A 25,785-nucleotide genomic window follows, 5' to 3' on the forward strand; every position below is an offset into this window, starting at 1 on the left:
GGAAGTGAAACCATGCAAAATCATAATGCACTGAATGAGGGTTTATCCGGCGCAATCAGTCCTGCCCGTAAAAAACCAACAATGAAAGACAAGGAGGCGAGGCTGGGTTATCTGTTGATTGCGCCCTCACTCATCCTGATAGCCATCGTGATCTTGTATCCTGTGATTTATAACATCACATTAAGCTTTCAGAACGTTGCGTTAAACCCACGGCGGTCGAACACATTTATCGGGTTCGATAATTATGTGGCGCTTCTTACAGATCCGAGCTTGTGGCATTCGCTATGGGTGACTCTGATTTATACGACGGCGACCGTGATCGGAGCGACAGTGCTGGGAGTAGCGGTCGCGCTGCTGCTCAATCAGCAGTTAAAAGGAAGACGGCTCTACCGGTCGGTTGTCCTGCTGCCCTATGTTGCACCGATCATTTCTCTGGTCTTTGTCTGGCAGTATATGTTTAATCCCGTATACGGGATGGTCAACTATACGCTCGTACAGCAGTTGGGAGTGCTGGGCGAGTACGTGGATTGGCTGGATTCGCCAAATGCGGCCTTAACCCTTGTCAGCGTGTTCGACATTTGGCACCTGTTTCCTTTTTGCTTCATGATGGTTCTGGCAAAGCTGCAGTCCATCGACCAGACGGTTTATGAGGCGGCAGAGATCGACGGGGCCGGCGGCTGGAACAAGTTCCGTTTTATCACAATGCCGGAAGTGCAGTTTGTGGTGGGTTCGCTAATGATCCTGCGGTTCATCTGGAACTTCTACAAATTCGACGATGTCTACCTGTTGACGAAAGAAGTGCCGGTGGTCGGTGTATATACGTACGAGCTGGCATTTACAACCTTTGACCATGGATTAGCCGCCGCCATTACAGTCACTCTATTTATTTTGATCATGGTATTTGTACTCTTTGCCGTAAGGAAGGTGCTGAAATGGTAACGAATAACCGGCTGATTAATCGAGTCATTCTGTACTGTCTGGTCCTGTTAACCGTCGTCACTACGGTTTTTCCATTTCTCGTGATGTTAAGTACCGCTCTCAAGCCAAATGACGAAGCGCTGCAAGCCGTTCCGCACCTGATCCCGCAGAGTGCTACACTTCAACATTTTAAAGATGTGCTGAACCCTACAATTTTCCCATTCTGGACTTACTTTACCAACAGCTTCCAAATTTCATTCATCACCGCATTAATTTCGGTTGTGGTGGGCACGATGGGTGCTTACAGCTTTGCCCGTCTTGAGTATAAAGGACGCGGAGCCATCCAAAGAGGGGTTCTCCTGATCTACATGTTCTCTGGAATTCTCTTAGTGGTGCCTCTTTATAAAATGGTTACGATGGCAGGCCTGTACGACACCAAAATGTCTCTGATTGTAACCTACCTGGTATTGACGATGCCGGTGTCGCTTTACATGCTCGGCAACTATTTCAGAACCATTCCGCAGTCGCTGGAGGAGGCGGCGATCATCGACGGCTTGACGCGAATCCAGGTGATTTACAAGATCGTTGTTCCGCTGTCGATTCCCGCCATCGCATCGGTGTTCATTTATGTGTTCATGATCGCCTGGAACGATTACCTGTTCGCGTCGGTGTTCATCGTGTCCGAAAAGAATATGACGCTTCCGATCGGATTAAGCCACTTGTTCCATACCAAACATTACGTGTGGGGCAGAATGATGGCGGCCTCGCTTTTATCCGCCATTCCGGTTGTCGTCCTGTTTAGTATCGTGGAGAAGTATTTTGCCGGCGGTTTGACTGCAGGCGGAGAAAAAGGATAAATAAACTAAACGGAGGAATTTCTATGTTGAAACAATTGGTAGCGGCAGCACCCCGGGAAGCAAAGCTTATGGAGTACGAGGATAGAGAGATTGCTTCGAGCGAGATTCGGGTCAAAGTAAAATACGCATCTCCCAAGCATGGCTCTGAACTTGCCGATTTCCGTGGCGAAACTCCGTTTCTGGATGAGCAGTATGATCCGGAGTGGCAGATGTTCATGCCCAGAGATCCTTCTGATGCGAAGGGGGTGAAATTCGGGGAGTGGAACCTTGGAAACCAGTGGGTGGGCGATATCATAGAAATAGGCTCCGATGTGAAGGACTTTGCTGTAGGAGACAGGGTCTGCGGTTACGGCGGCATCCGTGAAACCCATATCGTGAACGCGGTGAATAACTTCCGCCTGAAAAAGATGCCTGCGGGCATGTCCTGGAAGAATGCCGTCTGTTATGATCCCGCCCAGTTTGCTTTGAGCGGCATCCGCGACGCTAACGTCCGGCCAGGCGACCGTGTCGCCATAGTCGGCCTGGGAGCCATCGGCCAAATCGCCGCGCAAATGGCCAAAAAAGCCGGCGCCAGCTATGTAGCGGTGGTCGATCCAATTGCCATCCGCCGCGAAGTTGCATTGAAAGCGGGCATAGACGAAGCTTTCGACCCGTTATCACAAGATGTGGGCCTGGAACTGAAAAAATCGACCGGCAAGACGGGTATGGACGTCATTATTGAAACAAGCGCCAACGTACATGCCCTGCAGGCTGCCCTGCGCGGATTGGCTTATGGCGGCACAATCGCTTACGTCGGCTGGGCCCGTGAGTTTAAAGGCGGTTTAGATCTGGGCAGGGAAGCGCATTTCAACAACGCGAAGATCGTCTTCTCCCGCGCGGCGAGCGAGCCTAATCCGGATTATCCCCGGTGGAACCGGAAGCGCGTAGAGGAAGTCTGCTGGCAAATGCTCAGCTCCGGGTGGATTGATTGCGAGGATATCGTAGCTCCCGTCGTGCCCTTTGAGCAGTGTGCAGAGGCTTATTGCGAACATGTTGATCAGCACCCGGAATCCAGCATCAAGCTGGGCATCACCCTGGACTAACATTCATATTTTCTTGCGAAAAGAGGCGACGAAAAATGAAATTAGCCACCCAAGACAAACCGTTCTTCCCTGAGTCGATGGAAGACAAGCTTAGAGCCGTTCAGTCCATGGGCTTTGAAGCTTTTGAAATTGACGGCAAACTGCTAGTTGACCGTTTCGATGAAGTGAAAGAAGCCGTGGAGAAGACCGGAGTTCCCGTTATTACGGCTTGCGGCGGATATCGCGGATGGATCGGACATTTTGAAGAAGACAAACGCGAGGACGCTGTCCGGGATATAAGCGAAATTCTAAGGCATATCGGGCAAATCGGAGGCAAAGGAATCGTTGTGCCGGCCGCGTGGGGCATGTTCTCCAAACGGCTTCCGCCCATGCAGCCTCCAAGGTCGGAGGAGGGGGACCGGCGGGCACTTCTCGATTCTCTTGGTAAGCTTAATCAGGTTGCTGCAGAGACCCGTACATTCGTTTACCTTGAGCCGCTGAACCGGTACGAGGATCATATGCTGAACAGGCTCTCGGATGCGGTGAGTATCATTCAGGAAGGCCGGTTTTCCAATGTCAAGGTAACCGCAGACTTTTTCCATATGAATATTGAAGAACCGGAGATCACAAGCAGTATTACACGGTATAAGCACTATATCGGACATGTGCATATAGCGGACAGCCACAGATACCAGCCGGGTGACGGACACCTTGATTTTATCCCGGGCTTTAAAGCGCTCAAAGAGATCGGCTACGAAGGCTATATGGCATTTGAGTGCCGAGTTCTGGCTGAGGACGAGGAGGCCGCCTTCCGACAGTCCGTCCTGTATATCCAAGCTTGTGTTAAGCAGGCAAGTGGGACCTGACAGCCGCACATACCGTAGGCACCACACTGTGCCTGGCACGATCACCAATGCAGTACGATGCCTGCCACGCGTGGCCGATGACCGGGTGCCGCAGCTAGCAATGAAGTTCCTTCGGAGGTAGATATGAAAACGTATACCATTGATTCAGAGAAGAAAAAGACCATGTTGGAGAAGCTGAACCTGCTGTATGGGGACCGCGGCGAAGAAGTATTCCAGAGAATCGATGCTTTGCTTGGCACCTGCGCGCAGTCCGGGCGTGAACAGAAGCCGTGGGTAACGGAAAACGACGTGATGCTGATCACTTATGGAGACTCCATTCAAGATCAGGGGAGCAAGCCTCTTCGCACGCTGCATGGATTTCTGAAGGATTATGCATTGGATACGGTCAGTGCGGTTCACATTTTGCCGTTCTATCCATACACATCGGACGACGGCTTTTCTGTTGCGGACTATCGTCAAGTGAACCCCGAGTTGGGAGATTGGGAAGATGTTAAAGCCATGGCCGAAGACACCGCCCTGATGTTTGATGCGGTCATTAACCATATTTCGAAAAGCAGTGAATGGTTTCAAGGGTATTTGCGGGGAGAAGGCAAATATGTGGATTATTTTATCGAGGCGGACCCGGAGAGGGATTACAGCAAAGTAACGCGACCCAGAGCGCTGCCGTTATTGACCGCATTTGATACTTCCCGTGGAGTCAAGCATGTCTGGACGACTTTCAGCGAAGATCAGATCGATCTTAATTACAAAAGCCCGGATTTGCTGCTGGAGGTGTTGGACATCCTCGTTTCCTATGCCAGGAACGGCGCACGGTTCATCCGGCTGGATGCGATCGGGTTCATGTGGAAGGAGCTTGGGACGACGTGCATGCATCTGCCCGAAACGCACCAGCTGATCAAGCTCATGCGTGAAGTACTGGAGCTGTGTGCTCCGGGTACGATACTGATTACGGAGACGAATGTTCCTCATCTTGATAATATCAGCTACTTTGGTAACGGTCATGACGAGGCTCAGATGGTATACCAGTTTCCTCTGCCCCCTCTTACCCTGTTCTCCTTCCATACGAAAAATGCTAGAAAACTAATGGAATGGGCCGACCGTCTGGAGCCTACAACAAAGGAAACGACATTCTTCAACTTCCTCTCTTCCCACGACGGCATCGGCATGCGGCCCACAGAGGGGATTCTGACAGCGGAAGAAAAGCAAGCCATGGTGGACAAGGTGCAGCAACATGGAGGCCGGGTGTCCTTCAAGGACAACGGGGACGGAACCAAAAGCCCTTATGAACTGAATATCAGTTATATTGACGCGCTAACGCATCCTGAAGAACCTGACGACGTGCGTATCAAGAGATTTCTGGCCGCACATACAATCCTCCTCTCGCTGGCCGGTGTCCCGGGAATCTACATTCATAGCCTGCTCGGTTCCCGTAACGATTACAAAGGCCTGGAACAATCAGGCATCAACCGTAGGATTAACAGGGAAAAACTAGAAAAGGAGACATTATACCGGGAACTGGAGTCCGACCGGCACCGTAAGCCTGTTTTTCAGGCGCTGAGCGCCCTGATCCGCCTGAGAAGGCGGCAGAGCGCGTTCAGCCCCCAGGCGGAACAGCAGATTCTGTTCCTGGACGATAGGATCTTCGCTGTCCACAGAACCAATAAGGAAACAGCCGAAGAAATTATCGTATTGGTCAACGTATCTGATGAAACGGTACAGCTTGCCACATCGTACTCGGGTACTGACCTGATCGGGAACACAGCGATTGACAAAGAAGTGGAAATTGCACCGTATCAGGCGATATGGATCCGCTCGGTGGGTGGGTGAAGTACAGTTTTCGAACGAACAGATGTTAAAAGAGTATAAAAAGTTCGATGGAAAACTATTACTCGAATTAGGCGCCGACATTGAGCTCCCTCAGCATGATTTAGAAACTTTCACTATATGTATCGGCTCATAATTGCCGGCTGACTAACGTAGTATTGTATCGCAGGATATTTAGAACAGAAAATAGATTAGTGCACCGTTGGAAGCAAAGAAAGAGTGACGGAGGGGATAACATGCTATCAGTTGCATTGCTGAGTAAGTGGCACGTCCATTGGGTGGACTATATGAATGAAGCACTGGCCAACCCCAACATTTCGATTCAGCGGGTTTGGGATGAAGATGCACACAGGGGGGAAGCTTGGGCGGCGGACTTAGGGGTCGCCTTTGAGCGGGATTTGGATAAATTACTCGCGGACCCCTCAATTCATGCGGTGATCGTAACTACGCCGACGAATATGCATAAGGATGTTATCATCCGAGCTGCGAACAGTGGTAAACATATTTTTACAGAGAAAGTACTCGCTTTGTCTGTGAGCGACTGCGCAGAAATTTATGAAGCAGTTGAACGAAATAACGTTCAGTTAATGATTTCTTTGCCCCGCTTAGTCGAGCCTTATTATTTGTTCGCGCAGGAAGCTGTGGACCAGGGAATCCTGGGTGAGCTGAATACGGTCCGGGTCCGCGTGGCCCATGACGGCACGGTGCGCACCTCTAAGAATCCGCACGGATGGCTTCCGCAGCATTTTTACGATCCCGTGCTCTGCGGTGGAGGTGCCTTCGTGGATCTCGGCGCGCATGCGATTTACTTAACTAACAGATTTGGGGGAAAGGCGAAGACGGTGACGGCCAACTTCGTTGTTCCGAAGGGTTATGAAGTTGACGTTCACGCTGTCGCAACTGTAGAATACGAATCCGGCGCTATCGGCATATTGGAAACCGGGTTTACATCGGGAGCGGGGATGTTTATCATGGAGCTTCACGGCACCAAAGGAACCATTGTGGTGGAGAACCATAAAGTGCGAATGCGCCTAGCCGGCTCGGAGTGGGAAGAAGTAAATGATTTGCCCGCCCGGATGTTGATGCCGATGGAGCAATGGGTGATGTCTATACAAGGTGGATATGCACCGACAATTTGCAAGGAGGATGCGATCTTGCTAACGGCGATTAATGAGGCTGCCGCTCTATCGGCAAGCACGGGCGGTCGGATCAAATTACAAGGAGTATCAGCAGCCACGGGAAAAGCGATCTAAGTTCTTTTGTTGCGCGCTCGGTTGAGGCGGCCCTCTGGCTGCCTCAGTGTAAATTCATTATACATTGAACCAACATAATACAGGTGCTAGAATAGGGTTAACTTACCAAAGAAAGGTCGTGTTCTATGCTAACCCAAGCAGAAATGTCGGAGTCAGCCGCCTATCCTCGCGCGGAACATCCTCGTCCGGACTGGCAGCGCGCAGATTGGCTGAATTTGAACGGCGAGTGGTCGTTCCGGTTCGACCCTAACGATGAGGGATTGAGGGCGTCCTGGCAGAATCACACTGTAAGCGCTTACGATTCCCGTATTACCGTGCCCTTCTCCTGGGCGAGCCCGCTTTCCGGCATCGCGCAGAACGTGAAAGGCATCGCGTGGTACTGCCGATCAGTTGCTTGGCGACCGTCTCCATCAGATGCCCGGATTTTCCTCCGTTTCGGCGCTGTTGATTACGCGTGCGAGGTGTGGATCAATGGCGTCTCCGTTGGGACTCACCGGGGAGGGTACGGCCCTTTCGAATTTGAAGTAACGGATGCGTGGCGGGCGGAGGGAGACAATGCAATCACGGTGCGGGTACAGGACGAGGACGAAGACTATCAGGCGCGCGGCAAACAGGGCTACGGCGAGATCCGGGGCATTTGGCAGCCGGTATGGCTGGAGGTAAGGCCTCAGGCTTATGTGCAACATGCCAAATTTGAGACCAGGATCGACGGGCAAGTAAATGTTACCGCAAAAATCGATGCCCGCTCGGCTGGAGAGGCAGCGCTGGAGTTCTCATTTGCCAACGGACAGGTGAGACACCGGATTAACGCGACACTGGGTCCGGGCACGACTGAGATTACGACTTCGTTCACCATTCAATCCCCATTGCTCTGGAGTCCGGAAGAGCCCAATCTGTACGAAGGGCAGGTACGCCTGTCAGGTGACTTTGGAGAGGATGTAGTCACCACGTATTTCGGTGTACGAGAGATCGGTACGGCTCGATTTGATGGCCGCAACTACCGGTGGATCACTCTGAATGGCAAGCCGGTGTATCTCAATGGCACGCTGGATCAATCCTTTCACCAAACCGGGTATTTTACTTTTCCAAGCGACGACGACATGCGGAATGAAATATTTCTGATGAAACGACTGGGCTTAAACTTCGTGCGTATTCACATTAAACCGGAAGAGCCGCGCAAGCTGTATTGGGCCGACAAGCTAGGCATTCTTGTGATGGAGGATATGCCTTGCTTCTGGGGCAATCCCGATGAGCGGTCGCGATCTTCGTACGAAAGAGAAGTGCTGGAGGTAATCGAGAGAGACTTCAATCATCCGTCTATTTTTTCCTGGGTGATGTTCAATGAGACATGGGGACTTAAAACCAAGGCTGAAACAACGAGCTTGACAGGCCGGTCGGATCAGCCGAACAACTATCTTCCGGATACACAGGAATGGGTGCGTGCCATGTATCGATGGGCTAAGCAAATGGATCCCACCCGCATCGTGGAAGATAACTCGCCATGCAATTGGGACCATGTCGAAACAGATATCAACACGTGGCACTTTTACATTAATGGTTATGAGCAGGTGCGCGCGCATTTAGAAGAAGTGGTGTCGAAAACCTTCCCCGGCTCATCCTTGAACTATATCGGCGGGAACGTGCAAACCGATGCACCTCTGATGAACAGCGAATGCGGCAACGTCTGGGGCATCGAAGGTGGTGCGGGTGACAGCGACCTAGCCTGGCATTATCGCTACATGCTGAATGAGTTCCGCCGTCACGACAAAATTTGCGGTTTTGTGTTCACGGAGTTTCGGGACGTCGTCAACGAGTTCAATGGCTATTACAGGCTCGACGGCACAGATAAGGATTTCGGATATGGAGCGTTTGTGCCCGGCATGACCATCGCCGACCTTCATGCTCCGGACTTCATCGTCATTGATGCACCGCCGTGTCAGACTGTCGATGCCGGTACGGCAGTGACGGTACCGCTGCTCCGTTCCAGTTTTTCAGACCGGTATCATGGCAAAACACTCTCTCTCGTGTGGGAGTTATGGTATGACAATCTCGGCGTCAGGGTTACTGCCGCTCACGGAACGGTTGATGTGGCTTGGGACGGTTTTGGTGTGGCGCCGGTCACCGAACTGCATCTGACCCTTCCGAATCAGGATGCGGTTGCTGTGTTGGCGTTGAAACTGGTGGATAGCACCGGCCGTGCGTTGACGAGGAACTTTACCACCTTCGATGTGCGCAGCAGCACAGCAGATGGTACGTACGACAAGGATGGCCGTTTTGTCAGTGTTCCGGTGGCCGATTTCACTGAATACTCGTTCGAGCACCAGTGGGAGGCGATTGGCGTGGGGAAGACCTCCGGCGCCGGAGAAGGCCGTTTTGTCTACACCATTAGTTTACCGGACAGCACAGAACAGCCCACAATCAACGAGATGGAAGTTTTCTTTGAGGCCAGTGCTAAGCGGACATTGGCACGCAATATCGAGGGCGCCAAAGTGCGTGAACCGGGGATTAATTACATGCATGGTGCTGCGGCCAATGTGGAGTACAACCCGAACACGTATTATATGACCGACGAAGAGTGCCATGCATCGCGAATCCATGTCTTCGTGAACGGCGAACGCGTTGGCTCGTTCGACCTGCCGGACGACCCGGCTGATAGTCGGGGTGTGCTGTCCTGGCATTATCAGCCCTTGCATAACAAGCTTGATGAAGCTGGCTCGTATGGTTACTTATGCAGAGCGGTCGTGCCCGGCCGGATCGTGGCGCAACTAAACTTCAACCGCTGCTTTAAGCTGGAACTGCGGGCGGAGTCGGGCGGGGTTGCGTTGTATGGCCGAAATGCCGGGCGCTACCCAATCGATCTCATGGTCCGTTTCCAATAGACTTGTGGCAAGCCAGAGGGGCAGCTAATTAGTAGTTGCCGTCGGACTGAGAATGGGATGTGTCGTGCCGTAGGGGAGAGCCGTTTACCGCGCTTTCCCCTGTTCTTTTAATATGCAAAAAATCAGATCAGAGCGGACAATGTCGGATGCTGGCGTTGACCAGCAATGCATCGGAGCGGCTGCGGAAAGTGACGCATGCCTTGGCGTTGGAAGTTAACGAAGCGGGTAATCAAACCATCCGACGAGCCCTCCTATGGTTATCATCCTTTATCATCCCGGCCGGTGTTTCTGGAGGTATAAACTCTGTTTGGCAAGGCGTTTGGCGATGACAGCCAGGATATCATTATGCGAATCATTTTATTGACGGTATACCACCGGAGTCTTCCACAAACGTTTTGGTGCTCCCTCACCATAGACGTTTTTGCGCATGGAAATTTCCTGGATCTGAGACAATGTTAACTGCTGCTTGGAAAGAAAAACGTGCTTTATTACTGATTATCTGTAACAAACAGAAAATCAAGAGAAAGTATTGACATAGGAATTTTTTACCACTAAAGTTTGGGTAACGCTGTAATCAGCGCCAAACGCTGCAGGACATTGATAACGTCCGAAGGGAGTGTGATCAAATAATTTTGCGCAACTGATTCTTGTAAGCGATATCATAAATTCAATCTTGATGGGTGAGGGGGATTTGTGTGAAACGTGCTAAGGTGTTATCGGTTAGCATCTGTATGGTGCTGATGTGGACATTGCTTCTCACTGCCTGTTCCGGCGGTAAGCAAGGTGGAGACAATGGCACGCAAGACGGGACCGCAAACAAGACGCAAGAATCTGCTGCAGAGGGACAGAAAGTTACGATCACTTACTGGAATATGTTCAGTGGCGGGGACGGCGCGATTATGAACCAACTGGTGAAGCAGTTTAACGATGAGCACCAAGGCCGAATCGAAGTGAAAGCACTGACTCAGGACTGGGGGCAATTCTACACGAAGCTGCAAACGGCGGTGTCCGGAGGCAACGCGCCAGATCTTGCCATCTCCCACACCTCCAAGCTCGCCGAGCTAGTTGACCTGAAGATCATTGAGCCGATGGACCCTTACTCTCTGGACTGGTCAGGCTTCAATGAGAACATGTTGAAGGCTACGATGTTTGACGGCAAGCACTACGCCATGCCGATCGATGCACACCCCTTGATTCTTTACTATAACAAGAAAATTCTACGAGATTTAAATCTGCTGGATGAAAATGAACGGCCAGTGATAGACCCGGGCCCTGACGGTTTTAAAGCGTTCCTCCAAAAAATTAAAGACGGCGCGCCGAAAGGCGTGGTCAACATGCTGCTAGGCTCCAGTGGTGAAGATCCGTACCGCGTATGGTGGGCGCTGTACAACCAGCTTGGCGGACAGGGGCTGTTCGATGAATCCGGAAAGAAAGTAACAGTCAATAACCAACAAGGAAAGCAAGCCGCTGCTTATGTTGCCGATCTGTTTTCGAGCGGACTGGTGCCGAAAAACCTGCCCAAAATCGGTGAAACGTTCCAAGCCGGTAAAGGCGCTCTGCTTCCGACCGGTGTCTGGTTCACTGGGACGCTCGAAGCAACCAAAGGATTGGAGTTTGGCGCAATTCCGTTCCCGCAAATCTACGATAAACCGGCCACCTGGATTGATTCCCACAGTTTTATTCTGCCAGTGCATAAGAAGGGCGCCGATGAAAACAAAGTGAAAGCTTCGCTGACCTTTGCGAAATGGGTAACGGATCATGCGGCACAGTGGGCCAAGGCCGGACATATCCCTCCTTCGAAGACGGCGATCGAATCCGAGGAATTCAAGAATCTCCCACTTAGGCAAGATTACCTGCAGGCGGCGAACGACGGTGTCTATATGCCTCAGCAGCCCAAGCTCTGGCCGGTAAAGGATCAGCTGGTCCAGGCCCTCGAGACCATCTGGACTGGTAAAGCGACTGTCGATCAGGGATTGCAATCAGCCGAGCAGAACATGCAAAAGATCCTGGCACGCTAACACAGATCTGCGTGGGAAGTACCTCGGGTGGCTCCCGCGCAGGATTGGAGGGAAAAATCATGGCTACGGAAACCACACTCGGACCGAATTCTTTGTCGGATGCGAAGCTGGCGAAGCGCAAGAGGAGAATGCATAACGAGTTGCTCGCGGGCGCATTTTTGGCTCCTTATTTCACATTTTTTTTGATTTTTTCCATACTTCCGATTTTTTACGGCTTGTATGTCAGCTTTCATGACTGGACCTTGGCCGGCAAGGGCGAGTTTGTCGGTCTGGACAATTATATCTATGCTTTCAAAGATGCCGATTTTTGGGCGTCCCTTCTGCACAGCGCGTACTTCGTCGTGTATTCCACACCATTTCTCATCCTGGTGCCGTTTTGTTTGGCCCTCATTCTTGACGCAAAGCTGAAAGGTAGAACATTTTTAAGGACCGTCTATTTCATGCCCCAAGTGTTATCCGTTGCAGTTGTCAGTTACATTTGGGTATTCATTCTGCAGCCATACACCGGTCTGATGAACACCGTGCTGCATAAGATTGGTGTGCTTGCGGAGGGCACGGAATGGTTTTGGCTAAATGACGCCAATCTCGCCTGGGTTTCCATCGTAATGATCACGCTTTGGTGGACGCAGGGCTTTAACATGATCGTACTTCTCGCAGGCCTTCAGGATATTCCGCCAGAGCATTACGAGGCGGCGACTCTCGATGGAGCGAACGGCTGGCAGCGGCTGAAGTACATTACACTGCCGGCAATGCGCGGCATTATCGCGCTCATTATGATTCTCCAAGTGATAGCTTCCTTTAAGGTATTCGGCCAGGTGTGGCTGGTAACGCGTGGGGGTCCGGGCAATGAAACGAGAACCATGATTCAATATATTTATGAAACTGGCTTTTCCGCGAACGAGCTCGGCCTTTCCACTGCCATGTCTTTCATCTTTTTCGTCTTTCTTATCATTCTGTCCCTTTTGCAGGCGAAATTCTTTAGTCCAAAAAAAGATTAAGGAGGATCAGTATGAAGGGATTAGCCGGAGCAAAAAAGCTGACATTGGGGAACGTGGTCCTGCACGTTATCGCTTATGGGATCGCAGTATTCTTCTTCGTGCCGCTGCTCTATATGTTGTTCACTTCCCTGAAGCCGCCGGGCACAGCTATGGGAAATATCACGGACCGTTTTCTGCCGCCGTTTTCCTTGGAAAACTACGCTTATATCTTTGAGAATGCCCCGGTCATCCAATGGACGTTAAACAGTCTGCTGATTGCAATTGTTGCGCCTGTGCTCAGCTTGTTTATGGCCGCGCTGGCGGCATTCGCGCTTTCGCGCATCCCGTTCAGCTACAGCAAATTCGCTTTTTGGTTCGTTTTGAGCGGTCTGATGATTCCGGGCGAAGCGACCATTGTTTCGCTGTACATGATAGTAAATGAGATGGGCATATTGGATACTTATGCCGCGCTTATTTTGCCGGGGCTGGCAGGGCCGCTGGCTGTTGTCGTTTTCAAGCAGTTTTTCGACGGCATGCCGGGCGAGCTGGTCGAAGCGGCGAAGATGGATGGATGCAGCCTGTTCCGTATTTGGTGGAACATCTTCATGCCATTGTCCAAGCCGATCGTTTCAGCGTTAATGATCTTTGCTTTTTTGGGCTCGTGGAACGATTTCTTGTGGCCGTTTTTGGCCGTGCAGTCGGAGGAACTGTTCACGCTACCGGTTGGCATCCCGTTCTTCATGAGCTCCTACACCCAAGATGAAACACTGCCAATGACAGTGAATGCCTATGCGTCGATCCCTATCATCATTATCTTCGTGATCTTCCAAAAGTACATCGTTAAAGGAATTACCTTATCCGGAATTAAAGGGTGATTCTACTCGGGCGGATGGAAAAGCCGGCAAAAGCATAAGAAGGTTGCTCATAATGGCAGCCTTTTTCACCTTGCAGAGCACGCGATTGCTTGTCTCGATTCATCTATACCAACAAACCGCCCCGTTTTTTACTGCTAAACAAACAGCATAGCATCGCGCGGCTCTTTTTTGACTTATATATTTGTGTCGCCAAAGAGTGCAAATGTAAACATATGTATCCACGAACTAACATATGTATCCACGAACAACAGCATTTCCGTTTAAAATACAGATGTTGGTATATTGCAAAAAACAAATGTATGCGCGTCAAAGACAGGAGGCTTAATCCAACATGCATTCTAATGTTCCCAGCCTGCGAAGAGAGATGAATAAATCACTAGTGCTTAACGTGCCAAGGCAGCACGGACCGCTATCACGTGCGCAGGTAGCACAGAAAACGAACATTACTCGCGCAACCGTTTCCGGTATCGTAAACGATCTTCTGGCTGATGGGGCTATTTATGAAAGTGACACTGAGTATTCCTCAGACGGGCGCAAAGGAGTTCTGCTTGATTACAACGGGGAGCTTGGGTATGGAGTGGCCATAGATCTAGGCGGAACCAAAATATCTTTCGCTTTGTTTGATGGCAATGCTGAGTTAATCGCGCGCAAAGAAATTTCCACTTATCAAACAAAAACACGCGATGCTTTTATAACGCTCTTAATCTCATCCATCCACGGGCTGATCGAAGAATGCGAGAGAAGCGTGAGTTCACTTCAGGTCATTGGAATCGGAACGCCGGGAATCGTAGATAACAAACGGGGTATTGTGATTGAAGGCTCACCCAATTTACCCGAATGGGACAATGTCAAATTGAGCGAACGCCTTGGGCAGGAGTTCGGAATACCTGTCATTTTGGAGAACGACGTCCGTGCAGCATTAATCGGGGAAATATGGCAGGGGAAATGCAAAGGCTTGAAAAATGCCGCCCTTATCGCCTTGAGCACGGGCATCGGTTCCGCATTACTTATCGATGGGAATATTATTCGTGGTTCTCGCAATGCGGCTGGAGAAATTGGTTATATGCTCTTTGAACGCGGACACTTAAGACAAGATTGGAGTAATAAAGGCTGTTTTGAAGTATTGTGTTCTGGTTCCGGGCTGATGGAACGATACTGCTCATCAACTGATAAAAAAGGAAACACTAGCAAGTGGACTTCCTCAGCGGATATTTTTCAATGTGCCGCTAATGAGGATCCGGCGGCTATCGCGATTGTCGACGAGTTCACAGATTACCTCTCCATCGTAGTTCTTAATCTCGTATTTACCGCTAATCCCGAGAGGATAGTGCTCATGGGAGGTTTGACGAAGTCTGCTGATATGTTTTTACACCGTCTGATCGGCAATGTACGTAAACACACGCTATCTCACACTTCAGTAGAAATTGTGGTGTCTGACTTGAAGCTGCTGGCACCGTTGTATGGGATGGCCCTCTTAGCGTTAAATAGCGTCAAACCTTCACTTACCTTATTGAAAGATATTCGCTTAACATAAGCAATCTGCGTAGATAGGCTGTTTACTATGAAAGGAGATGGTCTCTGTGTTTTTAAAACCGCTGCTTCGGCGTAACCCCGATTTTGTGAATTCCGTTTTACAGCTGCATACCGCAGGAGAGCTGGAGGCCAACACCTATGTGCTCGATTTGCAAAAGATCCGTGAAAATGCAGCTATCATTAGTGCAAAAGCAAAAAAACTGGGGTTACACGTGTATGGCATGACGAAACAAGTCGGTTATAACCCGCATTTACATCAAGCCGTGGTGGAATCGGGTATCGAATCGTTCGTGGCCGTAGACTGGATGGGAGCAAGACAAATTCATATGCAAGGGTTCAAGCTCGGTCACGTAGGTCATCTGGTCCAAGCGCCCCGAGGTGTTGCATTGGAATTAGTGAGCATGCAGCCGGAAGTATTTTCTGTGTTCTCACTAAAAAAAGCTCAGGAATTAAACGAAGCAGCTAAACAAATCGGGGTGCAACAAAGCATTTTGTTAAGAGTTTATGGTGAGCAACCGCTCTTTTATCCGGGACATGAAGGTGGTTTTTTCCTAGGGGAAGTGATTGAGGCGGCCAGGGAGATTATGAAGCTAACCTATCTCCGAATTGTTGGTGTTACATCGTTTCCGTGTTTGCTGTTTGATAGCAAGGCCCAGGATATTCAGCCTACCGTTCATTTTGACGCAGTATTGGAGGCGGCTTGTTTGTTACAAGGCCAATTGGGCATCAAGATTGAACAGATAAATGTGCCTGGCACCAACTCTGCCGATATGCTGGAACTCATTGCTAAACGCGGCGGCACCCATGTGGAGCCAGGGCACGGGTTGACGGGAACGACGCCACTCGGCACTGTCAAAGACACCGCAGAAACTCCTGCTATTCTGTATTTGTCAGAGATTTCTCACCTGCACGAAGGCAGAGGACATGTATTTGGAGGCGGTCTGTATGTAGATCCAGTGCGCGGCAGCTATCCTTTGCGCGCTGTTGTAGGTGAACAGCTGGTGGAAAGAAGTGTTGAACTGATTCCGACCGGTGGAATCGATTATTACGGATATGTCAATGGCGAGGTGAATGAAGGAGACGTAGTGCTTTTTGGCTTCCGCCCACAAGTGTTTTTTACCCGCGGGCAAGTGGCTGCAATAGATGGGGCTGATCGTGGTGCGGCATCCGTGCTTGGATATTTTGACGCGCAAGGCAATGTCGTTTCTCGGGGGAAATTGTTCCGTTGATGGTCTCGTTATTTTCACATATCGGAAAGGCTACGGCGGCGCAGTGCTTCGTATCGCCTCATAATGTGGCAGCTTGATCGCATAAACTAGCTTCAGATCCAGTGTGGGGAGGAAACAATATGGGCGTACCTAAAGAAATTGAAGAACGCATTATAAGACGCGTAGAAGCGAAGCGGGACGACATCATTGAATTTTTGCAGGACTTGGTGAGAATACCAAGTGTGACGCACCCTCCGGGTGGAGATGAAGGTCCTGTACAGCAGTTCATCGCCAAAAAATATCATCAAATGGGCCTCACTGTAGATATTTTTGAACCTTCAGACGTAGCAGGAATACAAGACCATGAAGGATGGTGGCCGGGACTTGATTATACGAATCGGCCCAATGTTGTGGGAGTCTGGAAAGGCAGTGGCCAAGGTAAAACTCTAATACTTAACGGGCATTCTGATGTGGTGCATGAAGGTCCCCATGAATTATGGGAGCATGAACCTTTCGGCGGTGAGATTGATAAAGGCAGGCTATATGGGCGAGGTGCGGTGGACATGAAAGGGGGTCTGGCTGCGATGACCATGGCGGTGGAATGCCTGCAGGAATGCGGAATAACCTGCCAAGGCGATGTGATTCTGGAAAGCGTTGTTAACGAAGAACTTGGAGGTTACAACGGCACTCTCGCCTGCATAGTGAAGGGGTATCACGGTGAGGCAGCGATTGTACTGGAACCTTCCGATTTGAAAATTGAGCCTGGCACGAAAGGCGGACAAGCTTATAAAATTACCGTGCCCGGAGTGGGTGCCCATCAGAGCTTCTGGTGGGAAGGTGTAAGTGCGTTAGACAACGCTATAAAAATCAAAAAAGCAATAGAAGAATTCGAAAAAATTCGTCACCATCAGACCAGAGACAATGAACTGTATTCGGATCCATTGATCTTTCCAACGCCTGCAATTTCGGATAGTGTGTACTCATTTGTTGCTGGAAACCCGGCAATTATGGGCGTTCCCTATGAAACCAAAATGGAATTATGGATCGATGTGCTGCCTGGCGAAGACTTGGATGAAGTGACTAAATCATTTGAAGATCATATTCATAATGCAGCATTACTTGACTGGTACATGAAGGACAATCCACCTAAGATCGAACGCGTCGACATGAGGCCGATATACCCGACGAAGATGCCGAGCGACCACAAAATCGTGCATGACTTGAAGGACAGTTTTACGGCAATCATGCAAACCGAGCCGACAATATGTGGTTTTGAAGCAGCATGTGATGCCATGATGTTTAATATGCACAGTGATACTCCGGCATTAGTATTTGGGCCTGGACAACTCGGCTCGGCGCATCGGCCGGATGAGTTTATGGATATCGAACAGCTAGTTGCATCTGTTAAGATACTTGCATTAGTCATAGTGAATTTTTGTAACTATGAAACAAGCCATTAAGTTGATTGTGCCTGTGTTGCAGAGAAGAACACAACACATCTTCTTCAATGAAAGCGAAATCCAGCCGTCGGCCGAATGGCCCGACGGCTGGTTTCGCGGAGTTAAATTCATGGGTCAATCTGTATCTGATTGAGGCTTATGTTTGTTTGGCACCCACTTGATCGGTCCGCTCTGGCTGGTGTCCCACATGCGGGGGGAGCCCCCGTCACGCTGCTTGGGAACCTGGGACCGGTAGCGTGCCCACATATCCGTGACGAAATCGTCCCACGGAACGAAGGCACCGCCTTCCTCCGGTGGACGTGGAATTCCATTGCGCTCATCGGCATAGATGTCTTCCACCCGCATCCAATCGTCGACGTTGTCAAAGAAGGCGTCGTGGTTCCAAATGTGTTTGGCACCCATCAGTAAGGCGGCAAGCGACTGCCCGCCCCAGGTTCTCACGGTACAGCAGCGCCTATAGCTTTCCGACCGTTGATCCCATATTTCCCAATGATCAGGATGCTTGTGCAAGTAGGGCTCACGGTCGCCGTGATGTGTGACCATCTGCCACAGCGCCGACTGGCCGTGCCAGCCATCCCCGTAATAAGTTTGAGTGTCCTCATGGAAGATCGCGGTCTCAGGCATGTCAAAGAAATATTTGTCATCCAGCATGAGCCCCGCAAACAGGATCGGCCATTTCCGGCCGCTGGTGTGGCCGCCGCCTTCATTCCAGTATCCGCCCTGCTCGGCGATGCCGCGAAGATCAATGCCGTTTTGCACGAGCCGGACGAGCAGCTTGTATTTTTGTTCCCGTGGCACATCCAGGTGCAGCATCAACGAGGCAATTCCCACGATGCGGGCATTCTCGCGGCCGTAGGCCGGCTGGTTTTGGGTCGGCAGCAGCCATTGGCCCTGCCAGGCTCCGTTGAGGTGATCGAGCCAAGGCCGTTCGAAGTAGCGTTCAAACTGCTCCCAGGAGGGGACGTCAGCCGGGTCGAACTTCAGCTGCAACAGCCGATCCCACCGCAAATCCCGCGCCCGATAGATACGCTTGTCGTCGCCGAAGTAGCTGGGACGAAATGCATCTGGCGGCGGAATTTTAGAAACGCTGGTGAGCACCGCAGCGGTTTGCATCACACGGTCGGACTCTTGCTCCGAAGGCCACATCAGTTTATAGTGCATGACCTGTGTCGGAATGCTGACATTGCTAATGGAGGAAATCAGCGAGCGATTGGCCTCAAGCGAATACGGAAAAACGATGGATGCATCGGCGCTGAATGTCTTTCCGCGTGAATCGTACCCTTGGGTTGGACCAGGAGTCATCACAACCATCGATCCGTTGCGCAGATCATTGTTGTCTTGCAGGCCGGTGTCTCCCCACTGATTCGGCGGTGTCTCGGTCGTTTCGTCGGGAGGCGCCGGGGCCGGGCCGGGTGTTACCTCGACCACCGTGACGGGCCCCAACACCCACCAATCGCCGTTCACGAACTGGCCTACGGGATATGCCTTGTCAAATTTCCACGTGATCCCAAATTGGGACACCTCAGAAGCGAGCCGCCACTGCATGCGTGAATCCACGTCCTGTCCTTTGGTTATTGGAGTGGTGCCCAGCTGAAATGAGCTGATGCTGGCAGGTTGGCTTGTGGAGAGCGGTTCGTTGGCAGCGAATGTTGGAGTGCATAATGGGAGGGCAAGCGATATCAGCGTAGTGACGATGAGCAAACGTTTGAGGATCTTATTTTTCACGCCCGACATGATGGATGGTCCTTTCCTTGTGTATTTCACAGCGTTTTCACCTCCACCATTACTTATTATTTTGTATGGGAAATTATTCTAAAATAAGGAAAATGGAACAAGCGACTACGGATACCGTAAAGAACTTTGCCTGCTTCACGTTGTCGTCGGATAAACTCTTAGTTTTTTATCTGTTGACCTTCGTAACTACATCAGAGAGCCTATGCCGGTCGAAGCTAAAAAACAGGTGTTATTTTCTAAACGTGGAACTTATAATTTATTGTACGAGATGGACAAAGGGGGAGAACGAGTGGAGGGGGATGAACAACGAGCAAGGAAGAGAATGCCTGCGCGAGGTTACAATGAAAAATTTAACCAAGTTCCGCAAGAATAAGGAGGAAAATCAATGAATCAGTTTGGCTGGTGCAGGGGAATTCAAGACGCCGCTATGCTTCAGGAATTGGGATTCGATTACATTGAATGCGCATTAGCGTCATTAAAATTGGAGGATGACGAGGAATATAAGAAATTATTGCCGAGTTACCTTAACAGTCCGATTCCGGTAAGCGCATTCAATATCTTTTTTCCGAGCGATATTAAGGTTGTCGGCCCCGAAGTGGACAAGAGTAGGGTTCGAAATTACGTTGCCAAGGCTGCCGACGCTTTAGCCAAGGTTGGCGCAAGTGTTGCGGTGCTCGGTAGCGGCAGATCGCGCAATATTCCGGAAGGATGGGAACAGGCGCGTGCCGAGAACCAGTTTGTAGATCTTCTCAACTGGATTGCAGATGAATTCCAAGGCACGGGCGTGACATTGGCAATCGAGCCTTTGAACACGAAAGAATCCAACATAATCAACAGCGTATCGGAAGGGGTTTATTTTGCCAAGCAGGTAAACCGCGCTGCTATTCGTGGACTTGCTGATTTTTACCATATGGATGAAGAAAAGGAACCACTTAACACATTAATCGAAAATAAAGATTGGTTGGCGCATATCCACCTTGCTGATACAGGGCGCTTATCGCCGGGCACCGGACAGTATCCTTATGATACTTTTGTGGCTAACCTAAAAAAAGCGGGCTATAACGGCTTGATTTCCGTCGAGTGTACTGTGACTGACCCTGAGAAACAATTGCCTGCCAGCTTGCGCTTCATGAGAGAAAAGTGGATGTAAGATGCATAATAAGATAGAAACTGTCTAAATTTGGGCTTTGAGAAACTGCTGTTATGGATCCAGTCCAGCATGGTTCACAGTGGAAGCGCGGTGAAAGAATGACTTATTTTCAAATGGGGTGAAAGCGTTGGTCCACAATTGAGGAAATTTAGTTCCGAATTATGACTTCTCAGAAGGGCTGAAATCAGTCAGAGAATTGTAATCGGATATAATACGGCTTTAAAGCGTGCCTTACACAAATAATTTCCTTGGGCGGGGGTGTCAAAGCTTTGACACCCCTATAATTGTATAAGTTTTAAAAGCGCAAAAGGGATAGAGGATAAACAATTCACAGAATAGAAATGTCGGGAATGGGTTCAAGTTCTTGTCGGACAAAGATACCAGTAAGAAATAGACTTACAAACGATTCATAGACATATGTACAAAATACGGGTTTTGTGAAAAAGTAATCTGAAAAATCCTTGATATACATTGTCCCATTCCCGAGCCTCCCTTCGTAAAAAATGCCGATTCAGTTTAGACTAATCTGGAATCCGCATGCCATTTGTACATTCGAAATTTAAGTTCCTGTAATAATCTTCCCATAACTAAAAAAGCCGCGTTTATCGCGACCTTTAATGGGACAATGTTCTTGACCCCCGACACCAGCGTCAATCTTCTATTTTATCTGAACTTGGCAAAGCAAGCATCTGTCTCCAGAGGAATTAGCATAGTATAATTTCATTATATAATAGCGAACGAGGCCAATAGCCGGCCAGAATTTTAATTGCCTGGTTTGCCCATTAACTTAATGGTACTTACCCACTCTCCCCTCTCACGGGAATGAGACAACGTGCTTGACTCACTGTATTTCAATTCTTTGGCCAGTTCGCAATTGTTGCTCCTACTGACCCGAAACGTTTCAGATAAATGTGACATCAGTACAACGCAGGTGGGAGCGATTACAAGATAAAAGTCGCTCATGTAAGAAGGATAGTGGCAGGGACTAAGTCAAAAAAACAGAGATGCTGCTTAAAAAGGTGCAGTATCTCTTGTTCAGTAACTATTTTTAATTCGCCCGTATTCACCGTGAAGGGCGTGTGCAGTCTCTCCGAGTCTCCAGACACATATTAACTTGTTATATCCAGCTTACCACAACAGCGGCTTATTTGAAAGCCATTGCAGCATGTACCGCTTTTTTCCATCCATCGTACAGCCGAGTGCGCTCGTCTTCCTGCATGGCAGGTTCGAACCGGCGGTCGAGCTTCCATTTGCCGTAAATTTCACTTCGATCCTGCCAGAAACCGACGGCCAGGCCCGCGAGATACGCAGCACCGAGAGCGGTAGTCTCGTTGATTACCGGGCGTTCCACCGGCAGTCCCAGAATGTCGGATTGGAAGCCCATGAGAAAATTGTTCTTCACCGCTCCGCCGTCGACCCGCAGGTTGCTCAGCGGAATGCCGGCGTCCTGCTCCATGGCGGTGAGCACGTCTTTGGTTTGATACGCAAGCGCTTCCAAGGTGGCACGGACAAGATGTTCTTTGGTCGTACCCCGGGTCAGGCCGAACATGGCGCCCCGGACTTCACTATCCCAGTAAGGGCTTCCGAGTCCCACGAAGGCCGGAACCATGTAGACGCCATCCGTGGAGGGCACCCGCTCCGCATACGCCTCGCTGTCGGCGGCGTGCCGGAACATCCGCAGCCCGTCACGCAGCCATTGCACCGCGGAACCCGCCACAAAAATGCTGCCCTCCAGCGCATAGTGGACTTTGCCGTTCAGTCCCCAGGCCAAGGTTGTTACGAGACCGTGCTTGGAACGAACCGGTTTTTCGCCGGTGTTCATCAGCATGAAGCAGCCTGTGCCGTAGGTGTTCTTGACCATGCCCTTTTCATAGCAGGTTTGGCCGAACAGCGCCGCCTGCTGGTCCCCCGCCGCGCCGGCAATCGGGACAGTGGCCCCGAAGAAATGATAGTCCACCGTGTGGCCGTACACCTCGGAGGAAGGCCTCACTTCCGGCAGCATCGACCGCGGCACCGTCAAGTGCTCCAGCAGCTCGTCTTCCCACTGCAGATCGTAAATATTATACATCAATGTCCGCGAGGCATTAGAGTAATCGGTTACATGGACCTTGCCGCCGGAAAGCTTCCAAATGAGCCAGGTGTCGATCGTGCCGAAAAGAAGCTCGCCCTTCTCCGCCTTCTCCCGCGCCCCCTCGACGTTGTCCAGGATCCACTTCACCTTTGTGCCGGAGAAATACGGATCGATCAGCAGCCCCGTTTTGTCCCGGAACACCTTCTCCAGACCTTTGGCTTTCAATTCGTCGCAGATGCCTGACGTCTGGCGGGACTGCCACACGATGGCGTTATACACCGGTCGGCCCGTTTCTTTCTCCCAAACGACGGCGGTTTCCCGCTGGTTGGTAATGCCGATGCCAGCAATCTGCTCTGGTTTCACACCGGATTCGGATACACAGGATGCAATAACAGCCAGCACTGAACTCCAAATTTCCTGCGCATTGTGCTCGACCCAGCCCGGTTTCGGAAAATATTGCGGAAACTCGCGCTGCGCCGTGTACACGATATCCCCGTTTTTATCGAACAAGATCGCACGGGAGTTGGTAGTCCCCTGGTCTAGTGACAAAATGTATTGTTCCATCTGAAAGTCCTCCTCGCTTAAAAATAGTTGTGGATTAAGCAGCGGCATTGTGAGTTCGACCGGCTTGCCGCACGCCGATGTGGTGGGCGAGAATGAGCGCCACCGCGATCAGGGGCATGAGTACATAGAAAAGCGGATTCTGCTGTCCCAGGAAAAAGTGCTGATAAAATAAACCGCCGAAGCATCCCCCGAGCAGGGGTCCGGCTACCGGGATCCAGGCGTATTTCCATTTCGAGCTGCCTTTACCGTAAATGGGGAGCAGGAAATGTGCAATGCGCGGGCCCAGGTCGCGCGCCGGATTGATGGCATAGCCGGTTGTACCGCCGAGCGACAAGCCGATGCTGACCACAAGGAACCCGACGATCAGCGGGTTTAAGCCCTCCGTAAATTTATTCGCGCCGATGGCCAACAGCGCTACAATAAAAATAAACGTGCCGATTATTTCACTGAGCAGATTCGAAAGCGGATGATCGATCGCCGGACTGGTGACGAACACTCCCAATTTGGCGTCGGCATCCGCCGTCGCTTTCCAATGCGGTAGGTAATGCAGGTACACAATTGCTGCGCCCAGAATCGCGCCGGCCATCTGCGCGAGCAGATACGCCGGAACGTCCGCCCAGGGAAACTTACCAGTAGAAGCCAGGGCCAATGTTACGGCGGGATTCAAATGCGCCCCGCTGACATGGCCAACGGCATACACGGCAACGGCTACCGCAAGCCCCCAGCCCATGCCGATCACAATCCAACCCGCATTCGCGGCAAACGATTTGTTCAAAGAAACGCCTGCACACACACCGCCGCCAAGCACGATGAGAATCATCGTCCCCAGCAATTCACCCATCCATGCTGTCATGATAGCAACCTCCTGTGTCTCTAACTTGGGACCAATCTGCCGAGACAAAGAAAAAGAGAGCGCTAACAAAATGCCCCGCCGAAATCGGGGGGGGGTTTTTGCTGTGCTCTCCGGTTCTCCATCACGCTATTAACTTGATCCCATAATAATACTGATTGTAAGCGATGTCAATGCGCAAGCTTTCGGCAAATATATTAAAAACGTTAGCGTGAGGAGCTTAAATTAAGAATAAGACGCTGCCCAATCACGGCGCCTTGTGATGTAATGTCTTTTTCACCTATTGTATGCTAACGTACCCGTTTCCATCGTAATATCACAGTGATTAATAAGGCCGTTCATGCATATGATACCGATCGATAACCACAGTGGAGTCAAAAAATTATTTCCTTTTTTATTCTTTGCTGCTTCGACACTAATCTGTTGTTGCGTTGTGCTTTGTTTAAATGACACGTATTCTTGTTCTGTTACAATTCTTTATTTGTGTCAGCAAGGATAGCACGATATCGGACAAATACTTCTGAAAGTTTTTTGGAATCTCATCCACTTTGGGGAAAGGAATCCCCTCTGCATCAAGAACATTTGTTGCTCCGTCGAAAGCCCTGAGATCCATTTAGAATGTCGCTCATTATGTAATTTTCCTTATCGTATGATTAAATACTTACAAAGCTCTTTGCAGCTAAAGAATGTAATACAGCCTGCTTGATTCTCATGGCATCTATTGCTTGGCAAATATCAAGATATCTGCTTTTCTCGTTCTTTTCGATACAATCCCTAACGTGTTTTAATACTTCCTCGTAATCATCTTTCATTTCCGGCTCCACGATTCTCTTTGCGCCCATCCTTGTAATAAATTGCGAATTGTTCCTTCGTCTGTTCCCCATACTGCCCATCGAATGTAAGAGTTCCTTGATCACAGACAATCTCAAATCCTGTCAGAAAAGGCGATGAGACCGGTAAATGTGTGGCGCTTTCAATTATCGCAATCTTGTTATGGTAATTTAGAGTCGTAATGACAACCGATTCATCCTTTAGATCCAGTCCGTTCTAAAACACTTCTTGCGGCATTCCCATGACCTCTACCAAAAAGTCGAAGTTATGAATATGAAAGTCTGACACATTTTTGTTTAAGCCAAGACTTCCCCATTTGGGAGAAGTTTTTTTATAGGATCGGAATGAAATGACTTCCCCTAAATTTTGTTTATGGCTGTATGGTGCGGTGCTGAAAACTTATCAAATAAATCAACGAAAACCGCCCTTCCATTCTCTTCAGCTGCTTTTTTGATTTCCTCCGCCTCTGCCCGTTCATACGCCAAAGGCGTCTCGCAAAGAACAATCTTTTTATTGTTCAGCGATTCAATTGCCCATTTGGCATGCAATGAAGTAGGCAAGCAAATATCAATCAAATCAATTTCATGATTGGTTATGATTTCTTCAATGCTCGTCGTCGTTTTGATACCTAATTGCTTTTCGATATCCGTTAGTCTGGCCTCGTCTCTTCCATAGATCATTACCGGCTCGAATCCCTCGATCTTCTTGTACAACTCCGCATGGTACTTCCCGAATCCCGTTCCCAAAATACCGACTTTGATCATATTATAGTAACCCACCTTCAAGAAAATTTAATATAACTGAGGTCTAACTGTGTACGCTGGAACGAATCTTTTCCTTCATTAATTTGCCCAGG

The 25,785-nt window shown here is 50.0% G+C and carries 18 protein-coding genes; 14 read left to right on the forward strand and 4 right to left on the reverse strand.

The window, feature by feature from the left end:
- Positions 1 to 12 precede the first annotated feature (12 nt).
- The 13 genes from CBW46_RS00120 to CBW46_RS00180 all read left to right on the forward strand — a co-directional run bounded on the left by CBW46_RS00120 (position 13) and on the right by CBW46_RS00180 (position 17,729).
- The gene (locus CBW46_RS00120) at positions 13 to 939 is read left to right on the forward strand and encodes a carbohydrate ABC transporter permease (protein WP_207802208.1); all 927 of its coding nucleotides are present in this window, start codon (positions 13 to 15) and stop codon (positions 937 to 939) included.
- Positions 933 to 1,775, forward strand: a complete 843-nt coding sequence (locus CBW46_RS00125) for a carbohydrate ABC transporter permease (RefSeq protein ID WP_089198017.1) — start codon at positions 933 to 935, stop codon at positions 1,773 to 1,775. Before CBW46_RS00120 ends, CBW46_RS00125 begins: the two co-directional genes overlap by 7 nt.
- Positions 1,776 to 1,801: 26 nt before the next feature.
- Positions 1,802 to 2,857, forward strand: a complete 1,056-nt coding sequence (locus CBW46_RS00130; protein WP_165842183.1) for a zinc-dependent alcohol dehydrogenase — start codon at positions 1,802 to 1,804, stop codon at positions 2,855 to 2,857.
- A gap of 35 nt (positions 2,858 to 2,892) precedes the next feature.
- Complete coding sequence (locus tag CBW46_RS00135) at positions 2,893 to 3,702, forward strand: sugar phosphate isomerase/epimerase family protein (protein WP_089198019.1); 810 nt, start codon at positions 2,893 to 2,895, stop codon at positions 3,700 to 3,702.
- 123 nt (positions 3,703 to 3,825) lie between these two features.
- Complete coding sequence (locus tag CBW46_RS00140; RefSeq protein WP_207802209.1) at positions 3,826 to 5,529, forward strand: sugar phosphorylase; 1,704 nt, start codon at positions 3,826 to 3,828, stop codon at positions 5,527 to 5,529.
- 233 nt (positions 5,530 to 5,762) lie between these two features.
- A complete protein-coding gene (locus CBW46_RS00145; protein ID WP_089198020.1) occupies positions 5,763 to 6,779 on the forward strand; it encodes a Gfo/Idh/MocA family protein in 1,017 nt (338 codons plus the stop codon).
- Between the two features lie 125 nt (positions 6,780 to 6,904).
- A complete protein-coding gene (locus CBW46_RS00150; protein ID WP_089198021.1) occupies positions 6,905 to 9,658 on the forward strand; it encodes a glycoside hydrolase family 2 protein in 2,754 nt (917 codons plus the stop codon).
- A 695-nt stretch (positions 9,659 to 10,353) separates the two neighbouring features.
- Positions 10,354 to 11,676: an ABC transporter substrate-binding protein gene (locus CBW46_RS00155; RefSeq protein WP_089198022.1), complete on the forward strand. Its 1,323-nt coding sequence runs from the start codon at positions 10,354 to 10,356 to the stop codon at positions 11,674 to 11,676.
- 59 nt (positions 11,677 to 11,735) lie between these two features.
- A complete protein-coding gene (locus CBW46_RS00160) occupies positions 11,736 to 12,674 on the forward strand; it encodes a carbohydrate ABC transporter permease (protein ID WP_243633109.1) in 939 nt (312 codons plus the stop codon).
- Between the two features lie 11 nt (positions 12,675 to 12,685).
- Entirely contained in the window at positions 12,686 to 13,528 is an 843-nt protein-coding gene (locus CBW46_RS00165; protein ID WP_089198023.1) for a carbohydrate ABC transporter permease, read from the forward strand.
- 331 nt (positions 13,529 to 13,859) lie between these two features.
- On the forward strand, positions 13,860 to 15,062 hold the full coding sequence (locus CBW46_RS00170) for an ROK family transcriptional regulator (RefSeq protein ID WP_089198024.1): 1,203 nt from the start codon (positions 13,860 to 13,862) through the stop codon (positions 15,060 to 15,062).
- Between the two features lie 46 nt (positions 15,063 to 15,108).
- On the forward strand, positions 15,109 to 16,290 hold the full coding sequence (locus tag CBW46_RS00175) for an alanine racemase (RefSeq protein ID WP_165842155.1): 1,182 nt from the start codon (positions 15,109 to 15,111) through the stop codon (positions 16,288 to 16,290).
- 119 nt (positions 16,291 to 16,409) lie between these two features.
- Positions 16,410 to 17,729, forward strand: a complete 1,320-nt coding sequence (locus CBW46_RS00180; RefSeq protein ID WP_089198026.1) for an ArgE/DapE family deacylase — start codon at positions 16,410 to 16,412, stop codon at positions 17,727 to 17,729.
- Positions 17,730 to 17,843: 114 nt separating this feature from the next.
- Here the strand turns inward: CBW46_RS00180 and CBW46_RS00185 are convergent, their stop codons facing one another.
- On the reverse strand, positions 17,844 to 19,493 hold the full coding sequence (locus CBW46_RS00185) for a hypothetical protein (RefSeq protein ID WP_089198027.1): 1,650 nt from the start codon (positions 19,491 to 19,493) through the stop codon (positions 17,844 to 17,846).
- A gap of 355 nt (positions 19,494 to 19,848) precedes the next feature.
- Between CBW46_RS00185 and CBW46_RS00195 the strand changes: the two genes are divergently transcribed.
- Positions 19,849 to 20,613 (forward strand): sugar phosphate isomerase/epimerase family protein, encoded by a 765-nt coding sequence (locus CBW46_RS00195; RefSeq protein ID WP_089198029.1) that lies wholly within the window; start codon positions 19,849 to 19,851, stop codon positions 20,611 to 20,613.
- A gap of 1,144 nt (positions 20,614 to 21,757) precedes the next feature.
- Here CBW46_RS00195 and glpK read toward each other — a convergent pair.
- The 3 genes from glpK to CBW46_RS00215 form a co-directional block, all read right to left on the reverse strand.
- On the reverse strand, positions 21,758 to 23,248 hold the full coding sequence (gene glpK / locus CBW46_RS00200; protein ID WP_089198030.1) for a glycerol kinase GlpK: 1,491 nt from the start codon (positions 23,246 to 23,248) through the stop codon (positions 21,758 to 21,760).
- Between the two features lie 34 nt (positions 23,249 to 23,282).
- Positions 23,283 to 24,101: an MIP/aquaporin family protein gene (locus CBW46_RS00205; protein ID WP_089198031.1), complete on the reverse strand. Its 819-nt coding sequence runs from the start codon at positions 24,099 to 24,101 to the stop codon at positions 23,283 to 23,285.
- A gap of 1,187 nt (positions 24,102 to 25,288) precedes the next feature.
- On the reverse strand, positions 25,289 to 25,693 hold the full coding sequence (locus tag CBW46_RS00215) for a Gfo/Idh/MocA family protein (protein ID WP_089198033.1): 405 nt from the start codon (positions 25,691 to 25,693) through the stop codon (positions 25,289 to 25,291).
- Positions 25,694 to 25,785: the final 92 nt, after the last annotated feature.

The organism is Paenibacillus xerothermodurans, assembly GCF_002220865.2.
GTDB lineage: Bacteria > Bacillota > Bacilli > Paenibacillales > NBRC-103111 > Paenibacillus_S > Paenibacillus_S xerothermodurans.

Bases quoted from the DNA above. Each gene is read 5' to 3' on its own strand.
- CBW46_RS00120 (WP_207802208.1), top strand. From the start codon at position 13: ATGCAAAATCATAATGCACTGAATGAGGGTTTATCCGGCGCAATCAGT.
- CBW46_RS00125 (WP_089198017.1), top strand. From the start codon at position 933: ATGGTAACGAATAACCGGCTGATTAATCGAGTCATTCTGTACTGTCTG.
- CBW46_RS00135 (WP_089198019.1), top strand. From the start codon at position 2,893: ATGAAATTAGCCACCCAAGACAAACCGTTCTTCCCTGAGTCGATGGAA.
- CBW46_RS00140 (WP_207802209.1), top strand. From the start codon at position 3,826: ATGAAAACGTATACCATTGATTCAGAGAAGAAAAAGACCATGTTGGAG.
- CBW46_RS00145 (WP_089198020.1), top strand. From the start codon at position 5,763: ATGCTATCAGTTGCATTGCTGAGTAAGTGGCACGTCCATTGGGTGGAC.
- CBW46_RS00150 (WP_089198021.1), top strand. From the start codon at position 6,905: ATGCTAACCCAAGCAGAAATGTCGGAGTCAGCCGCCTATCCTCGCGCG.
- CBW46_RS00160 (WP_243633109.1), top strand. From the start codon at position 11,736: ATGGCTACGGAAACCACACTCGGACCGAATTCTTTGTCGGATGCGAAG.
- CBW46_RS00165 (WP_089198023.1), top strand. From the start codon at position 12,686: ATGAAGGGATTAGCCGGAGCAAAAAAGCTGACATTGGGGAACGTGGTC.
- CBW46_RS00170 (WP_089198024.1), top strand. From the start codon at position 13,860: ATGCATTCTAATGTTCCCAGCCTGCGAAGAGAGATGAATAAATCACTA.
- CBW46_RS00180 (WP_089198026.1), top strand. From the start codon at position 16,410: ATGGGCGTACCTAAAGAAATTGAAGAACGCATTATAAGACGCGTAGAA.
- CBW46_RS00195 (WP_089198029.1), top strand. From the start codon at position 19,849: ATGAATCAGTTTGGCTGGTGCAGGGGAATTCAAGACGCCGCTATGCTT.
- glpK (WP_089198030.1), bottom strand. From the start codon at position 23,248: ATGGAACAATACATTTTGTCACTAGACCAGGGGACTACCAACTCCCGT.
- CBW46_RS00205 (WP_089198031.1), bottom strand. From the start codon at position 24,101: ATGACAGCATGGATGGGTGAATTGCTGGGGACGATGATTCTCATCGTG.
- CBW46_RS00215 (WP_089198033.1), bottom strand. From the start codon at position 25,693: ATGATCAAAGTCGGTATTTTGGGAACGGGATTCGGGAAGTACCATGCG.